The organism is Chitinophaga sp. YR627, from assembly GCF_900114995.1.
GTDB lineage: Bacteria > Bacteroidota > Bacteroidia > Chitinophagales > Chitinophagaceae > Chitinophaga.
In genome coordinates this window covers 252,226-266,974 of record NZ_FOUX01000007.1, presented here as the reverse complement: position 1 = coordinate 266,974, position 14,749 = coordinate 252,226, and the positions used below count along the sequence as shown (strand labels likewise).

Annotated in this window: 14 protein-coding genes and 1 tRNA gene; 9 read left to right on the top strand and 6 right to left on the bottom strand. The window is 44.3% G+C overall.

The genetic code is table 11. The annotated features are described in order from the left end of the window. The 4 genes from BMZ72_RS33260 to BMZ72_RS33245 all read right to left on the bottom strand — a co-directional run bounded on the left by BMZ72_RS33260 (window position 1) and on the right by BMZ72_RS33245 (window position 3,208). Window positions 1-933 carry an HlyD family secretion protein gene (locus tag BMZ72_RS33260; RefSeq protein ID WP_089815329.1) on the bottom strand — a complete coding sequence of 311 codons (933 nt, stop codon included), beginning with the start codon at window positions 931-933 and terminating at the stop codon, window positions 1-3. A 19-nt stretch (window positions 934-952) separates the two neighbouring features. Continuing rightward, window positions 953-2,194 (bottom strand): TolC family protein, encoded by a 1,242-nt coding sequence (locus tag BMZ72_RS33255; protein WP_255373361.1) that lies wholly within the window; start codon window positions 2,192-2,194, stop codon window positions 953-955. A 54-nt stretch (window positions 2,195-2,248) separates the two neighbouring features. Beyond that, window positions 2,249-2,857, bottom strand: a complete 609-nt coding sequence (locus BMZ72_RS33250) for a TetR/AcrR family transcriptional regulator (protein WP_089815327.1) — start codon at window positions 2,855-2,857, stop codon at window positions 2,249-2,251. An 81-nt stretch (window positions 2,858-2,938) separates the two neighbouring features. Further along, on the bottom strand, window positions 2,939-3,208 hold the full coding sequence (locus tag BMZ72_RS33245; protein ID WP_089815325.1) for an ArsR/SmtB family transcription factor: 270 nt from the start codon (window positions 3,206-3,208) through the stop codon (window positions 2,939-2,941). A 145-nt stretch (window positions 3,209-3,353) separates the two neighbouring features. On the opposite strand from BMZ72_RS33245, the gene BMZ72_RS33240 reads away from it, so the two are divergent. Continuing rightward, complete coding sequence (locus tag BMZ72_RS33240; protein ID WP_089815324.1) at window positions 3,354-4,811, top strand: aminotransferase-like domain-containing protein; 1,458 nt, start codon at window positions 3,354-3,356, stop codon at window positions 4,809-4,811. Here BMZ72_RS33240 and BMZ72_RS33235 read toward each other — a convergent pair. Continuing rightward, window positions 4,806-5,462, bottom strand: a complete 657-nt coding sequence (locus BMZ72_RS33235) for a MarR family transcriptional regulator (RefSeq protein WP_089815322.1) — start codon at window positions 5,460-5,462, stop codon at window positions 4,806-4,808. The two genes, BMZ72_RS33240 and BMZ72_RS33235, sit on opposite strands and share 6 nt — an antisense overlap. 383 nt (window positions 5,463-5,845) lie before the next feature. Here BMZ72_RS33235 and BMZ72_RS33230 point away from each other — a divergent pair, with 383 nt between their 5' ends. From BMZ72_RS33230 to BMZ72_RS33205, 6 genes are all read left to right on the top strand, one after another. Further along, the gene (locus BMZ72_RS33230) at window positions 5,846-6,358 is read left to right on the top strand and encodes a hypothetical protein (RefSeq protein ID WP_089815320.1); all 513 of its coding nucleotides are present in this window, start codon (window positions 5,846-5,848) and stop codon (window positions 6,356-6,358) included. Window positions 6,359-6,382: 24 nt separating this feature from the next. Then, a complete protein-coding gene (locus BMZ72_RS33225; protein WP_089815319.1) occupies window positions 6,383-7,045 on the top strand; it encodes a hypothetical protein in 663 nt (220 codons plus the stop codon). 36 nt (window positions 7,046-7,081) lie between these two features. Next, on the top strand, window positions 7,082-7,822 hold the full coding sequence (locus BMZ72_RS33220) for a sensor histidine kinase (protein WP_089815317.1): 741 nt from the start codon (window positions 7,082-7,084) through the stop codon (window positions 7,820-7,822). Between the two features lie 58 nt (window positions 7,823-7,880). Then, window positions 7,881-8,549 (top strand): response regulator transcription factor, encoded by a 669-nt coding sequence (locus BMZ72_RS33215; protein WP_089815315.1) that lies wholly within the window; start codon window positions 7,881-7,883, stop codon window positions 8,547-8,549. Between the two features lie 57 nt (window positions 8,550-8,606). Continuing rightward, window positions 8,607-9,182: a histidine phosphatase family protein gene (locus tag BMZ72_RS33210; protein ID WP_089815313.1), complete on the top strand. Its 576-nt coding sequence runs from the start codon at window positions 8,607-8,609 to the stop codon at window positions 9,180-9,182. A gap of 473 nt (window positions 9,183-9,655) precedes the next feature. Then, window positions 9,656-10,114: a MerC domain-containing protein gene (locus tag BMZ72_RS33205; protein WP_089815311.1), complete on the top strand. Its 459-nt coding sequence runs from the start codon at window positions 9,656-9,658 to the stop codon at window positions 10,112-10,114. A 26-nt stretch (window positions 10,115-10,140) separates the two neighbouring features. Here the strand turns inward: BMZ72_RS33205 and BMZ72_RS33200 are convergent, their stop codons facing one another. Then, window positions 10,141-12,174, bottom strand: a complete 2,034-nt coding sequence (locus BMZ72_RS33200; protein WP_089815309.1) for a gliding motility-associated C-terminal domain-containing protein — start codon at window positions 12,172-12,174, stop codon at window positions 10,141-10,143. A 147-nt stretch (window positions 12,175-12,321) separates the two neighbouring features. Between BMZ72_RS33200 and BMZ72_RS33195 the strand changes: the two genes are divergently transcribed. Both BMZ72_RS33195 and BMZ72_RS33190 read left to right on the top strand, forming a co-directional pair. Continuing rightward, a tRNA-Ser gene (locus tag BMZ72_RS33195) sits at window positions 12,322-12,406 on the top strand. Window positions 12,407-13,281: 875 nt separating this feature from the next. After that, entirely contained in the window at window positions 13,282-14,748 is a 1,467-nt protein-coding gene (locus BMZ72_RS33190; protein ID WP_089815307.1) for an ATP-binding protein, read from the top strand. Window position 14,749 lies beyond the last annotated feature (1 nt).

Genomic DNA, 14,749 nt, shown 5'->3' with positions numbered 1-14,749 from the left:
TCAATGGAATTGAGTGAGCGCAAACATGCCTATTTTCAGATATCCATCATTGGGAACACGTACCTTGATAGCATAGACGAGGTTAGCGCGTTCTTCTTTTGTCTGGATGGTCTTTGGTGTAAATTCCGACTTGCTGGAGATGTAAGAGATCACGCCCGGATAGGACTTATACTCTTTCTTACCGGCATCGATCAGTACTTTCACCTGTTGGCCCAGTTTGATCTCTGGTAATTGTGTGCCTGTGATATAAGCCTTCAGCAGCAGCGTATCGGTATTGGCGATCTTGTATAATGCTTTCCCGATCACGGCCATTTCGCCCTGTAATGCATAGCGGGCGAGTACGGTACCTTTTACGGGATTGACCACTATGCCTTTGCTGATCTCATCATCATACCGGGCCAGTGATTTCTCCAATGGGCCTTTTTCACTCAATACGCTTCTATTCTGATTAGCGACGTTGGTTTCGCTGACAGTGAGCTGCTGACGCGTAGCCAGGATCTGTTTCTGCATCTGGTCAATAGAGGCGTTCATATCATCCAGTTGCTTAGGTGTAGCGGCATCTTCTTTTACCAGATTCTCTGTACGTTTCTGTTCATGCAGTAACTGTTTCAGCTGTGCTTCCTGTATAGCGAGTTGTTTGCGTACGAGCACCAGTTGTGGCTGAGGATCAGTGGTCTTCTCGCGGAGTGCACTGATAGTAGCGGCGGTCTGTTCTTTCTGGAGTGTGAGTCCGTTGACGTCTATTTGTCCGACGATAGCGCCTTTTGCAAGTGTATCCCCTTCATTCGCAGTAAAAGACAACAACTGTCCGTTCTGCTGTGCAGAGACGATCACTTCATCCGCTTCAAAATTGCCCTGTGCATCAGCTTCTGTTTCCCGGCCGGAACAAGCTGCCAGGCAAAAGAAAATTACGGGGATGGCTAAGTATTTCATATCTCAAATGACGATTTTATTAGTTACCTGATGTGTTTTTATGATTGTACTGTGCCTGCAGCAATTGTATCTCATGCAGGACGAGTGATAGTCTGGCCTGGTTTTCTGCATTCACCTGACTGATATAGTCGTGAGAGGTGATAACACCATTTTCCAGTTGTGCGACTGCTGCTTTTTTTACGGAAGTCCGCAGATCGATGATCTCCTGGTCTTTCTGTATAAGATCGGTGTACTGGGCCACTTCCATCTGCTGACCGATCATGGTCTGCTTAGTATTAAATAGGAAGGTTTCCCTTTGTACATCCAGATCCTGGCGATTGATGTGCAGCAGTTGTTTGCTGTTCTTATTGGTATATAAACTACCCAGGGCCCAGCTGAAGCGGACGCCACCTATTCCATAAAAGCCAAAGTCGTTGCTGACTATATTCAGCGTAGGCCGGCCATAATTGCCCTGTATGAACGCATTCACTTTAGGCAGGTAACTCACTTTCAGCTGTTTTTCCTGAATCGCCAGGCTTTTCTGCTGATAGTCATAGAGTAATAATTCCGGGCGGCGTATTTCGGGGGATAATGGCGCCTGTGCGGGACGTACCAGCTGCACCAGGTTATCAAGTGACTGGTTAATAAAGAGTCCCAGCATTTGTAAATAAGCCTGCCGGTTGGTTTTCAGCTGTGTAGTGGACTGATCCGTGTTAAGGATCTCTGCTTTGAGTTCGTCGAGGCTGCTACGTAAGGCGGACCCGTTGTTGACAGCACCTGCTGTTTTATGTGCGCCGCTCTGGATATCCTCTTTTCTGAGCTGATTCTGCTGGAGTTGTTCATCTATCAACAGGATACCAAAGAAGAGCTGACTCACCCGTTCGCGGATATTAAACAGGTTGACTTCCAACTGTTGTTGCTGTACAACGGTGTTGGCTTTACTGAGTTCCTGCTGATAATGAATGTTCCCCCCATCAAAAATGGTTTGTGTGACTTCTGCCTGGACCTTATACTGGTCTTTACTGATTTCCGGGGCGCCGGGAATGGGGATGGCCACAACCTGCGTCTGATAGGTGGCTTGTCCGGAGAAGTTCAGCTGTGGCAGATAGCCTTTAGCCGCATTAGCCACGTTATAGGCACCGGCTTTGCTGATCAGTTCCCGTTGCCGGATGAGCGGGTAGTTCTTTTGCGCCAGCTGATAACAGTCTTCCAGCGTCAGGGAAGTTTGCGCCATGGCAGGTATACTGCATAATAATATGGCCCATACGAGATACTTCATCATTACTAACTGTTTATTTTAACCAATTGGTTAATTCAGGTTCTAAAAAAAAGCCTGTTAAGGCTTTAACCAGGCAAGTATTACATCTGCCACCATCTTTTTCCGTTCCTCTATCATCATATCAAACTGTATATTATCCTGTTGAAAGATCCCCTGTATGAGTGGCCGGGCCACGAAGGGGAATATACAGAGTGCAACTATGTTCAGGAAGAGCTGAATGGGACTGACTTCCTTTATTTTACCATTTTTACCGGCTTCAATGACTTCCTTCATGAAGTTCATCACGCTGCCAAAAGATGGCTGGGAATTGAGTCTTTTTATCATGATCTCCGGGCGCTGATTAACCTCACTAAATATAAATATCGGCAGGTAAGGCACCTGGGAGATCCCGGTAATATAGTGATCTATTAGCTCTTTAATCTTCTCCTCTATTGGTTTGGAACCTTCCAGGATATGTCCCAGTGGCGTCACTACCTTAGAGAATGCCTCAGCAAATACGATCTCAAACAGTTTGTCTTTGCTGCGATAATAGTAATGCAGCATGGCTTTGTTGATACCGGCTTCATCTGCAATATCCTGCATACGGGCTCCATCGAGTCCACGTTTTACAAAGATCTTTCTGGCGGCTTCTATGATCTGTTCCTCTGTGTTTTTTTCCTGTGCCATCTTAAACTATCCGATTTAACCATTTGGTTAATCAAAGGTAATATGCAGATATGAATCTGCAAAATGTTTTAAAAAAAATGATCAGCTTAACTGTCCGAAGAAGGAAGAGAGGTGTTTCATCATCTCTTTGTTAATGGTTAACTGAACATTGCGTCCGGTTTTGTCATAAATGAGTATCCCACTGTCTACCAGGATCTTAATATGGTGAGACACAGTGGGTTGAGACAAACCGGTGAGTTCGGTGATTTCGCAGCATTGGATAGCAGATTGCCTGGAGGCTGCCAGTATAATGGATAACCGGTGCTTATCAGCGATTGCGTTTGCTGCTTTCTCTATCGTTACTGCGTCCATTCTGTAAAAATAGATATTTTTCGAAGCCTGCGAAAATACGGACGGGAAATAGCGAACTCATATTTATAAATATTTTCATCATTAACAAAAATTAACAACCGTATACGTCTGACGTCCGTATATCAGAGACACCTTATTGCCAGCTATGAAGAGTTACAGGCATGTGCAGATCCAGTTGTCGTTCAACAAGAATGAGCCGATATACCAGCAGATCAAAGCATATATAATTAATGAAATCGTGAGAGGCAGACTTCTCCCCGGGGCTTTATTGCCAGGTTCCAGGGTTTTGGCTCAGCAACTTAAAGTTAACAGGAATACGGTCATGCTTGTGTATGACCAGCTTATAGCCGCGGGATGGCTTACTTCTCATTATAAGAGTGGCACCCGGGTAAGTGATAGCATGCCTTCAGGACATACGGGGCCACCGGGACAGGATAGTCCGTCAAAACAGCCCCTCCAGATCCCTTTCCGTCATGTGAATATCTCTCTCCCCCCATCCAATCCGAGTGGTAATTACGATATAATATTTGATGATGGTCTGCCAGACCTCAAACTGATCCCTGTTGCGGAAATCACCAGGGAATGCAGGAGGCTTGTGCAGCAGGATGACCAGCGTACTATATATAATAACAATAGTGAGCGGGGGAATGAGTATCTGTTGCAGGAGATCAATGCGATGTTGAATAATGACCGCGGACTGGCAGTGACTACAGAGAACATCTGTATTACACAGGGCGGACAGATGGCTTTATACCTCACGGCTCAAACACTGTTATCTCCGGGCGATCATGTAGCTGTTGAGCATCCGGGCTATCAGCCGGCATGGCAGGCATTTGCGATGGCAGGTGCGCAGTTACACTATGTTCATTCTGATGAACAGGGTATTAATCTCGATGAACTGGAAGTACTTTGTCAGCAGACACCGTTGAAGGCATTATATATTACGCCACATCATCAGTATCCTACCACGAGTACATTATCCGTAGAGAAGCGTCAGCAACTGCTGGCCCTGAGTGAGCAATACAACTTTATGATCATAGAAGATGACTATGATCACGAGTATCATTTCCATACACATTATATACCGTTGGCCGGGATGCCGCATGCAGACAATGTGATCTACATAGGATCGGTCATGCATACACTACCGATCAGTTTTGTGTGTGGTCCGGCGGACTTTATTAAGTCCCTGGCTGCTTATCGTAGTATTGTGAACAGAGAGGGTGACCCGGTATTACAACAGGCGATTGCCAACCTGATGATAGCAGGTGATATCAGGAAACACATTCATAATACCCGTTACGTCTATATGAAAAGACTGGATCTGGCCCACAATATTATACACTCCGTCTTTGCCGGACAGGCGCATTATACGCGTCCGCAGGGAGGCCTGGCCATTTGGCTACAGTTGTATAAACAGGTGGAACCTGAACAGTTATTACAAAAGATGCAGTCAGCAGGTGTGAATGTAGTGAATCCGTTAAGTTATTATAATCCTAAGTACAGTCATGCTCCGGGTTTGCGTCTTGGTTACGCGTCAATGGATGAAACGGGCATTATTAAAGGTTTAGGGAAACTGGCAAAGGTGATTCAGCAATTATAATGATCCGTTATTATCGGATGATGATATGACTCTGGCTGGTCCTGATAAGCTGGAATGATCTATACAATCGATCTGTAATTCTGCGGATGACAACTTTTTCTTAAAGAGGCGGCAGTAATGCTGCCTTTTTTTGTTGCCCTCATAATGCGCACAGCTATAACACATACGTTGCATACCACCTTTCTCCTGATCATATAGTCCGGCGATGATAGTATAAACAGACTGGTATAAGCTGCTTTTCTCCTGTAAAGGTCTCTTTTGCAGGATGGTATCCAGTTCACTGATATAATGTTCTGCCTGTGTCAGCACTTCTCTGCCTGTATCTGTCAGCAGGAATGAATAGCTACGTCTGTCACGCATATCTTCCTCCATCCGCAGAAATCCCTTGCTCACAAGTGCTGCGGCTGCATCACTTACTGTAGGACGACTTAGTTGCAATTCGGTGGCGATATAGGCCACTTTGTTCACTTCGGCTGTATGATAACCTGTGAATAATAAGATCTGTAATTGTAAGGGTGTTATACCCAGCATTCTCGCCTGCTCCCACTGCATTGCCTTAAGCATATCACTCAGTCGCTGTAAGGACAGCAAGAGTCTTGCGTCCAGCGAGGTAAGTTGTTGCTCAGGACTGAAGCCTGATGTTTTTTTCATTGTCAAATGTAAAAGGAGGACAAAAATAGATTGTAGATAATACTGATATAAGTACCAGATATTAGTTTTTTTTGAATAGTCTGGCCCAGTCCGGGGGGCCTGCAGCAGGAATTAAGCAGCAGGAATTTTATCAGCGATGTTACTGTGAGGCAGAAGAGGTAACAATATGCAGGTGTATGGCCAGCCCCGGATATTCGTCGTATAAGGTGTCAGGCAGGTCCTGATTCTTAATTCCTAATTACATTTATCTTATCTTACGTCATAACTGTTACAACGGCCCCGCCCCATCACGTATTTATACGTTTTATTTTCAGCATTTCTACCCGGTACAAAGCCGGTCATATCTATTAGCTTACATATTCATTCATTATAAAACCGCTATTATGAAGCACCGTAACATGATACGTTTCTTTTTCATGGCCATCCCCATTGCCACACTTTCAGCATGTACTCATGGTCCTTCCACCCCACAAGGAGAAATTCCCCTGGACAAGAGCAGAGCATTTGAGCACGTTATTACCGTTGAAGAAGCCCGCAGTCTGCGACAGGGTTATCTGGCCGGCAGAAAAGAGTTGCAGGCTAAACTGGGAGGTAATTATCTCGACAGTGCTTTCAATATTCCTGAAGGAGAAACGTTTAACCGCCATGCCATTGCCGCCATCCTCAATGCCAAAGGAGCTGACGGGCTTCGCATCTATTTCGGCAAAGATCAGAAGGGCCAGGTAAGACTGGTATTATTACCTGTGGATAAGGAGGGAAAAGACATTCTGACTACCCTTGTCGCAAGGGAGAAAGCTGCCAACGTACCAGGCGTTTCGTCTGCCAAAGCGGGTTCAATGGACCAGGCCATGGAAAGTGGTCAGCGTTGTCCTCCTCTCTGTAAAAGTGCATTATAATCATCCATCATTATCCTTGTCCTGATGAATAATATAGGCGCCTTTCTGGTAAGCCAGCTGGTCATTATTCCTCTGGCAATAGGGCTGATACGCTTCAACCGGACGGTTGCAAGCTTTCAGCCCTTCCTGCTACTCCTCTCACTGGCATTCCTGTCGGAAACGATCGGCTTTATCTGCATCCGTGTACTGCATACCAGCAATGCTGTTCCCCTCAATCTGTATGGTCTTGCAGAATCTATTGTGATCGTGTACCAGTTCTTTGTATGGGGTACGCTAAAGCGAAAGCGTTTGCTGTTTATCGGATTATTATCCGGTTTGGGAGGGATATGGATCACAGAGAATATCATCTTCAATAAAATAGAAACCTTCAGTCCTTATTTCCGGGTGATCTATGCCTTCGTGACGGTGTTGCTCAGCATCAACGAGATCAATTATCTGATCGTAAAAGACAACAAGTCATTGTTCAGGAATGCCCGGTTCCTGGTTTGCATGGGATTTATCATCATCTTTATCTATCAGATCATCTATGAAGCTTCGATGTTTATAGGTTCGGATACGGTGCTCTCGCTGCGTATTATTTTTATGTTTAATTATATCAATGCTTTTGTAAATTTGATCTACGCAATAGCAGTGCTGTGCATACCTGTTAAGCCATCCTACTATTTCAACAAACATTTCGACGCATAGCCGAAAGCCACAACGCCCCCAAAATGATGATGCCCCATGGACGACAAAATATTTTATATCACCATATTTATCTCGCTGCTGATAGCCATCATCATTCTGTTTTTTGTCATCTCTATTGTATTGTATCATCGCCGCTACATACAGCTGCAACGCGAACGTATCGTTGCGGAAATTACCATTCTGGAGAATGAAAGAAAGCGGATTGCCGCTGATCTGCATGATAGCATGGGGCCTTTATTATCTACCATCAAACTCAATATTCATAGTATTGAGGTGACAGATGAAAGAGACCATCAGATCATTGCCCGTTCTTCCGGTTACATCGATGAGGTGATAAAGGGACTCAGACAGATATCGCACAACCTGTTGCCAGCTACACTTGAGCGTAAGGGGTTGACCGAGGCATTACATGAATTCATCCGTCAGTTGTCCGGTAAGCAGGATCTTGAGATTAAGTTCCACACTTCCGGTAAGATCGACATTACCCCGGAAAAACAGATCCATATCTTCCGCATCATTCAGGAGATCACGCACAATACCCTGAAACATGCCAAAGCCACACAATTACAGATCGTGCTGACGAGAGAAAACGGATTCTACCTTGTACTGATAAAGGAGAACGGGATCGGGTTTGATGTAAAAAAAGCCAGAAATGAATCTGCCGGACTGGGTATGAAAAGTCTGGCGATCCGTACAGACATCCTGCGGGGTTCACTGTCTATTGATTCTGCGCCGGGCCAGGGGACCAACTATTTCGTAAAAATTCCGGTGGGATAATGTAACTTTACAGCACGTTTAATCCCGGTCACACAACTTACCCCAATTCTAACAATCAATGAATCACGACATCCGATTAGTGATAGCTGACGATCATGAGATATTCCGTGACGGACTTGCATTAATGCTTTCGAGACAACCTGACATTACCCTTGTAGGGCAGGCCAACAATGGCAGGGAATTACTGGAACTACTGACAAGCGTCGAAGCGGACGTAGTCATGACCGACCTTAAAATGCCGCTGATGGATGGCATTACGGCTACCCGCGCACTCTTACAACGCAATCCTGACATTAAGATCATTGCTTTATCTATGTTTGATGAGGAAGAACTCATCGTGGAAATGCTGGAAGCCGGTGCAAAAGGTTATCTGTTAAAAAATGCGGATAAACAGGAGATCATCGAGGCCATCAACAGTGTGTATGAAGATCATATTTTCTATTGCCGGCAGACTTCGGCCAAGCTGGCGTCGATGATCGTCAAAAGCCGTTTTAACCCCTCCAGGGAGAATAATCCGATCACATTCACCGACAGGGAGAAAGAGATCATCCGGCTGATTTGCCAGCAATTTACCGCCCAGGAAATTGGTGACAAGATATTCCTCAGCAAACGGACGGTAGAAGGACACCGTACCCGCATCCTGGAAAAAATGAATGTTAAGAATACCGCCGGGGTCGTGGTTTTCGCGCTGAAAAACAATCTCATCAGTGAGGCTGAACTGCTCTAGGGTTTTCATTCCTGCGGATCTGTGCGTATATTTGCGGCAACCAACACAAGAGTGCCTATGACACGTATAGCCCTGATCCGTCACGGAAGTACAGCATGGAACAAAGAAGGGAAAATGCAGGGTAGTACAGATATTGCCCTGGATAATGAAGGACTTGAACAGGCCAGAAAACTGGGCATACGCCTTTCTGACGAACCCTGGGATATCATTTACACCAGTCATTTATCCCGCGCCAGAAGGACGGGAGAAATCATTGCCGCCGAACTCGGCATTGAAGATGTACGTGAAGACAGACGCATTATGGAAGTTTCCGGTGGCCAGACGGAAGGAACAACTGAGGCAGACAGGATCGCCAAATGGGGAGCCGGTTGGCGTCAGCTGGAACTGGGCATGGAAACTGAACAGGCTGTTTTAACACGTGGTATGGCTTTCCTGGATGATCTGATGCAGGAGCATGCCGGTAAACATATCGTAATTGTAAGCCATGGCAGCTTTATTCGCTATTTACTTAAAAAACTGGCGCCAGGTCTGATACAGGAATCTAACCTGAAAAACACCTCCGTTACGCGTTTTACAGTGAATGATGATATATGGGAGTGCGAACTGTACAACTGTACCGCTCACCTGGTCTAGCAGATATTATTGTGCCGGTCCTGTACCGGCACTTTTTTTTGCCTTTCAGGAGGCTTTAGCCGGAATACCCCCTATTTCCACTAAAAATAGCATTGACATGCTTCATACACGACGTATATACGACGCATATACGACGCATCTATACCGGAACATCCTCACAAACCGGTGTTTCTATAGCCAAATCACCACCTTAATGAGGGTAATTTTACAACTAGTCCTCTGTTAAATAAGCAGGTGTCCGTTATTCAGGGGCTGAATGGCCCATTATACCGTCATTTCGCCGTTATTATGCCGCTATTTGTCCGCTTCTGAGCGAAGAAATATGGTCGTAATAGCGGCGTAATAAGGGTATACAACGAAGAAAAAGCTGATATAACGGCTACAGATAAGCATTTAACCCCTGCAGACAATTATTTTTTGCATCACGGTTTCATTTAACTACTTTTGTTACCCGCAGAACGAAAAGAGGAATCATGGAAAAGACATCAGAAAGACATAAGGAGAATAGTCATGCTTACGAAATGAAGTGGGATGCAATCGGCATAGGGGCCTCTCTGGCCTGTGCCATACACTGTGTGCTCCTGCCGGTCATCTTCACTACACTGACCCTGTTTGATATAGATATTCTAAAAAATGTAATGCTGGAAGTACTGACGATCATCGTGTCGATGAGCATAGGCGGCTGGGCTATCTGGAAGGGATATAAACGGGTACATGGACAAAAATCTGTGGTCGTATATTTCGGGATTGGCCTGACGCTGATGATTGCGGCGAACTTTATTCACGGCAGCGCCTTTGAAATGGGGTTAAAGCTGATCGGGGCCACGTTACTGATCACCGCACATATTAAAAACTGGAGGGGTTGTCGCAATTGCGAAGTACATACCACCTCCAATCATACTGCTGCCTCTTCTTCTTCTATGGCAGCCTGACCCGCCAAACGCGGACCGTACTACTGCTAACGCAGCAGTACGGTAGTTCCTTTCTTAAATACTTTCTTACCGGTATCTGTGATCGTATATCGTAACATCCAGACATAGGTGCCGATATCAGCAGGTAATCCCTTCACGGTGCCATCCCATTTCTGGGTCCAGTTCGTAGAGTGGAATACCAGTTGTCCTACACGGTTATATACTGAAAAGTCGAGGTCTGTGGCCTTATATGCGCTTAACGGATAGAGAAAATCATTCTTACCATCATTGTTAGGCGAAAATGCTGTTGGCACATCAATATAACAGCTGGTCACGGCTTTGATCACATGATCTGCTGTATCCAGACAGTTCTGTGTATCCAGGACGATCAGGCGGATGCGATAATCCTGTTCTTTTCGTGTAGGATAGTATGTTTGGGGCATTGGTGTGGCATCTATACTGGTGATACCATTCCCATAGTCCCACAGATAAGAGATGATATTACCAAAGCTTTCATTCTTAGGCGATACTACATCCATCGGACAATAAGGTCCGGGATCCACGCTAAAGATCGCTCCCAGTGTTCTTTCCAGGTTGATCTCCTTATAAACGGAATCTCTGCAAACACCGTTGGAAACTACCAGGGAAACCTTCTTTATACCAAAATCGCCGTATACTTTATTTACATTCTGTGTGTAGCGGTTGTCTGTACTATCAAAATTCCAGTGCCAGTAGTTCACGCTATTAGTGCCGTTATGCGTCAGATCCAGCACGCTTAGCTTACAGTTCCTGTTCAGACCAAAATCAAAATCCGCTGACACTGTATCGACTGTATGAAAATTCACCACCTGACCCAAAGGAGCAGGCTGACCACATTCTCCTAATATCGGCGTACCGTCGCTACCGGTAGTCAGCGTAATAGAATAATTACCCTGTCTGTATAAAGGTTGCGTAAATTCTATCACCACGGTATCTGCCAGATTGTTACCATTACAGATCCCTGTAGCACTACGGATAGCCGCTGCCGGCGATCCGCTCAGTCTTAAGTCACTACCATTAGGCGCAATAGAACCACAACGTACAGGCACAGACAACGGAATCTTTATCTTATCCGGCGCACAACCTGGCGCGACTACACCGACCAGCATCACATCTGGTGGTACTTCTACCCGGAAACTTGCGTTCTCTCCTACTGCCACTCCGTTACCACAGATATCCAGTATTGTATTCCCATCACTACCATTCTTCACAGCGATCGTATAATTTCCAGGTGCCAGCGGAGCCGCGGTCTTCACCAATATTGAATCCGCATCAAACCCATTGGTACAGTTCACTCCTGTAGCGCCCACAATCGTACCGGTACCGCTGGTCAGGACGAACTCCGTACCATTAGTACTCAGCGTCTTACACAATGTTTCCTTACTGAGTTTAATACCGATGGTATTATCATGGCAATAATAACTGGCCCATTTAACTGCCGGTATACCCGGACTGGTGATATCAGCCGTGCCGCCACTGAACTCCAGGTCATACCCTGACTGGGTCTGTGTAAAGTGACTCAGCAATAACAGGTATTCATGTCCTTCTATCAGGGTCGGCATCTTACTAAACAACGGCATCCCCAGACCGCCACAAACATCAAAAGAGGTTCCTGCTCCGGAAGCGCCCGTTACACCGCCCTCCCCTGACCAGTTCATACAGACATACAGGCTACGGTCAGTATAAGCGTCATTGGGGTTACGTCCGGTGATATCAAAGATCTGCCAGTCATAGTCATCTTCCAGGACCTTGGGTGTGATCTTAAATCCGAGCGTACCGCCTTTATAACAAGTGAATTTATACCAGAAGGGGTTGATATCTGTATGTCCGCCGTCACCACTGCCATTACAACCGGGGCCGAGAATAGGTCTGCCGCCACAGATAGGAACGGACTCCTGACTGAAGACTTTTGTTCCACAGACGGGGAAGGCCGTGGAAGCATTCTGACCAATCCCTGAGCAAGTGGTCTGAGCCTGCGTTGTAACAATGTTGGCAAACAGCAGGATAAAAATTGGGTACAGGAAGCTGAGTTTAGATTGCATGTTTATGGTCCGTACTGGGTATCTGTAATGCCTAAAAATAGTTTTTTTTCCCGAGCAAAACCAATCTGACAAAGGATTTTAAATAGATGAATATGTAACTTTAAAAGATTTTTTTTGAAAGTTCGGTCAGTTTTATACTTTTGCAGCGGAGAAATGGCAGAGCGGTCGATTGCGGCAGTCTTGAAAACTGTTGACTGTAACAGGTCCGGGGGTTCGAATCCCTCTTTCTCCGCAGGAAACAAAAAGCCTTCAGATGATGTCTGAAGGCTTTTTGTTTGCGGTAGTCTTTGAGTAAATGATTTTGACTGTAACAGGTAAGGGAGGGCGATCCTTCTTTTTCCTGAGGGGACTATTCATTTGAAAACTTAACATACAAGGTTATACTGTTTGTCCTTACTTTTTATCTGGAATACATATTACTACGGCGCAGGTTTTCCATAAATATTCCACTTCATATCCTGAGTATAAGGGCAGTCCGGAGTTAATGCGAGTGCTATACGGACACTTAAATGAGATTGCGTATAGTACTAATTGCCATCAAATAGACAGAGACCGACTGGCTCACGGAAAATGATCCGATTTACATAACATCAATGATAAAACTTTGAATAACTTTTACTAATTTCACAATACTTCAAGCCTCAACTTTAAATAGTATTGTTAAAGAAGATCTATTTATACAACCTCCGCTTAGGTTTACATAACTAAAATGTGCCGCGGCGGTAATTAGGGACGAGACTGTAGAGCAATACCTGTACTCTTTATTAAAACCAAACTGAAATATTATCTGATAAACAAACAGATATGTCATGGTGCTATTAGAAAAAGAGTCTCAGGATTCCAGTTAATCATTAGGCTCAATAATATATTAGAGTAAATGTAATGGCTAATACGGCTTCGGAAAAAGCTCACCGGTAAGCCGGCTAAAGCATGGTACCTCATTAAACGCCGGAAAGCAAGGCCCTATTTATAGAGTTACCAACATTCATTATAAAAATCAGCAGCTGAATGTATTAGAGAATAATATAAAAATATTCCCACAGCTTTGCTTATATAAAACACATATAAGATTCAGAATTGCATAACCCTGTATGTAAATAGAAAGAAATGGACTTACAGACACAGCATTATGACGTTGTCAGACCCGATCCCGAAAGCCTTCTTCAATCAGCGAGATCATTTGGGTATTCCATCGAAACAGCGATTGCTGATCTGATTGATAACAGTATAACAGCAAAATCCAGCAAAATCCAGATCAGTTATGGGATTGATCTATACTCGTCATTTGTAAGAATTGAGGATAACGGCACTGGCATGAATGAAGCTGGACTTCTGAAAGCGATGAAAGTCGGCAGCTTTAATCCCCTTGCAAAACGAAATGAAGAAGATCTGGGACGGTTTGGGCTTGGATTGAAGACAGCCTCTTTTTCCCAGTGCCGGCGTCTGACTGTAAAAACCAGAGATAAATCCGGGAAAGAATTTATACGGTGCTGGGACCTCGACCTTGTAGCAAAAGAGAAAGATTGGGTACTACTCCGTACCTGTGCAGATAAAAACTCTGAAAATAATATTGGAAAGTTCGCTGAGCCGGGGTCTGGCACCATTATTTTATGGGAGAAACTTGATCGTCTGGTTGAATCCCTGGATAGTAATGCTGATAAAGAACATTTTTACCGAAAATTTGATAATGTACGGAAGCATCTTGGATTGGTTTTTCACCGGTATATTGAAAGTTCAGCTATCTCCATCTCTATTTTGGGCAACGAACTGGAACCGATTAATCCCTTTAATATTTCGAAAAAGTTCCCTTCGACAGAGTTGGCAGAGGAGCAATTATCAATAAATGAACAACATATTCAGATACAACCATATATTCTCCCTCATGAATCTAAGCTTTTGGATAGAGACCATAAGAATGTAGAAATAATAAGAGGATGGACAGAGCATCAGGGTATCTTTCTTTATAGGAATAAACGGTTGATTTCGGATGGCACATGGCTGGACCTTGATTTCAAGAAAAAGGATAGTCAGCGTCTTTGCAGAATAAGAATTGATATTCCGAATACACTTGATCAGGAATGGCAAATAGATGTAAAGAAAGCATCTGCTAAAATTCCTGACATTATCCGTAAGCGTGTCAAAAATATTTGCCTGACTTCTATAGATAAAGCTATTAAGGTTTATACACACAGGGGTGCCTACATAAGACGCAAAGGTGAGAAGAAGGAAATCACCTATCTCTGGATGGCAAAACAAAAACAAGGTAAAAAGTATTATGAACTCAATAAAGCACATCCTATTTATCAGCTGATAAATGAGTATCTGGATGAAAATGCATATGTATTCAATGATTATATGAAGCTGATTGGAGAGACCCTGCCTGTTAATATCATTGTATCAGATTTTGCTGATCCATCAACAGTGATGAAGGATTTTTTCGAAGACTCAAAAGATGATTTAAAAAAAATCTATCAAAATATGCTCAATGCATTGACTGATGCTGGAATCCCAGAGATTGAAGCCAGGGAAAAAGTTAACGGTCTTGAATGTTTTCAGCAATTAAATTCAATCTGAA

Coding starts and splice junctions, on each gene's coding strand:
- BMZ72_RS33230 (WP_089815320.1), top strand. CDS start 5,846: ATGAAGCACCGTAACATGATACGTTTCTTTTTCATGGCCATCCCCATT.
- BMZ72_RS33250 (WP_089815327.1), bottom strand. CDS start 2,857: ATGGCACAGGAAAAAAACACAGAGGAACAGATCATAGAAGCCGCCAGA.
- BMZ72_RS33210 (WP_089815313.1), top strand. CDS start 8,607: ATGACACGTATAGCCCTGATCCGTCACGGAAGTACAGCATGGAACAAA.
- BMZ72_RS33260 (WP_089815329.1), bottom strand. CDS start 933: ATGAAATACTTAGCCATCCCCGTAATTTTCTTTTGCCTGGCAGCTTGT.
- BMZ72_RS33200 (WP_089815309.1), bottom strand. CDS start 12,174: ATGCAATCTAAACTCAGCTTCCTGTACCCAATTTTTATCCTGCTGTTT.
- BMZ72_RS33205 (WP_089815311.1), top strand. CDS start 9,656: ATGGAAAAGACATCAGAAAGACATAAGGAGAATAGTCATGCTTACGAA.
- BMZ72_RS33245 (WP_089815325.1), bottom strand. CDS start 3,208: ATGGACGCAGTAACGATAGAGAAAGCAGCAAACGCAATCGCTGATAAG.
- BMZ72_RS33235 (WP_089815322.1), bottom strand. CDS start 5,462: ATGAAAAAAACATCAGGCTTCAGTCCTGAGCAACAACTTACCTCGCTG.
- BMZ72_RS33255 (WP_255373361.1), bottom strand. CDS start 2,194: ATGATGAAGTATCTCGTATGGGCCATATTATTATGCAGTATACCTGCC.
- BMZ72_RS33190 (WP_089815307.1), top strand. CDS start 13,282: ATGGACTTACAGACACAGCATTATGACGTTGTCAGACCCGATCCCGAA.
- BMZ72_RS33240 (WP_089815324.1), top strand. CDS start 3,354: ATGAAGAGTTACAGGCATGTGCAGATCCAGTTGTCGTTCAACAAGAAT.
- BMZ72_RS33225 (WP_089815319.1), top strand. CDS start 6,383: ATGAATAATATAGGCGCCTTTCTGGTAAGCCAGCTGGTCATTATTCCT.
- BMZ72_RS33215 (WP_089815315.1), top strand. CDS start 7,881: ATGAATCACGACATCCGATTAGTGATAGCTGACGATCATGAGATATTC.
- BMZ72_RS33220 (WP_089815317.1), top strand. CDS start 7,082: ATGGACGACAAAATATTTTATATCACCATATTTATCTCGCTGCTGATA.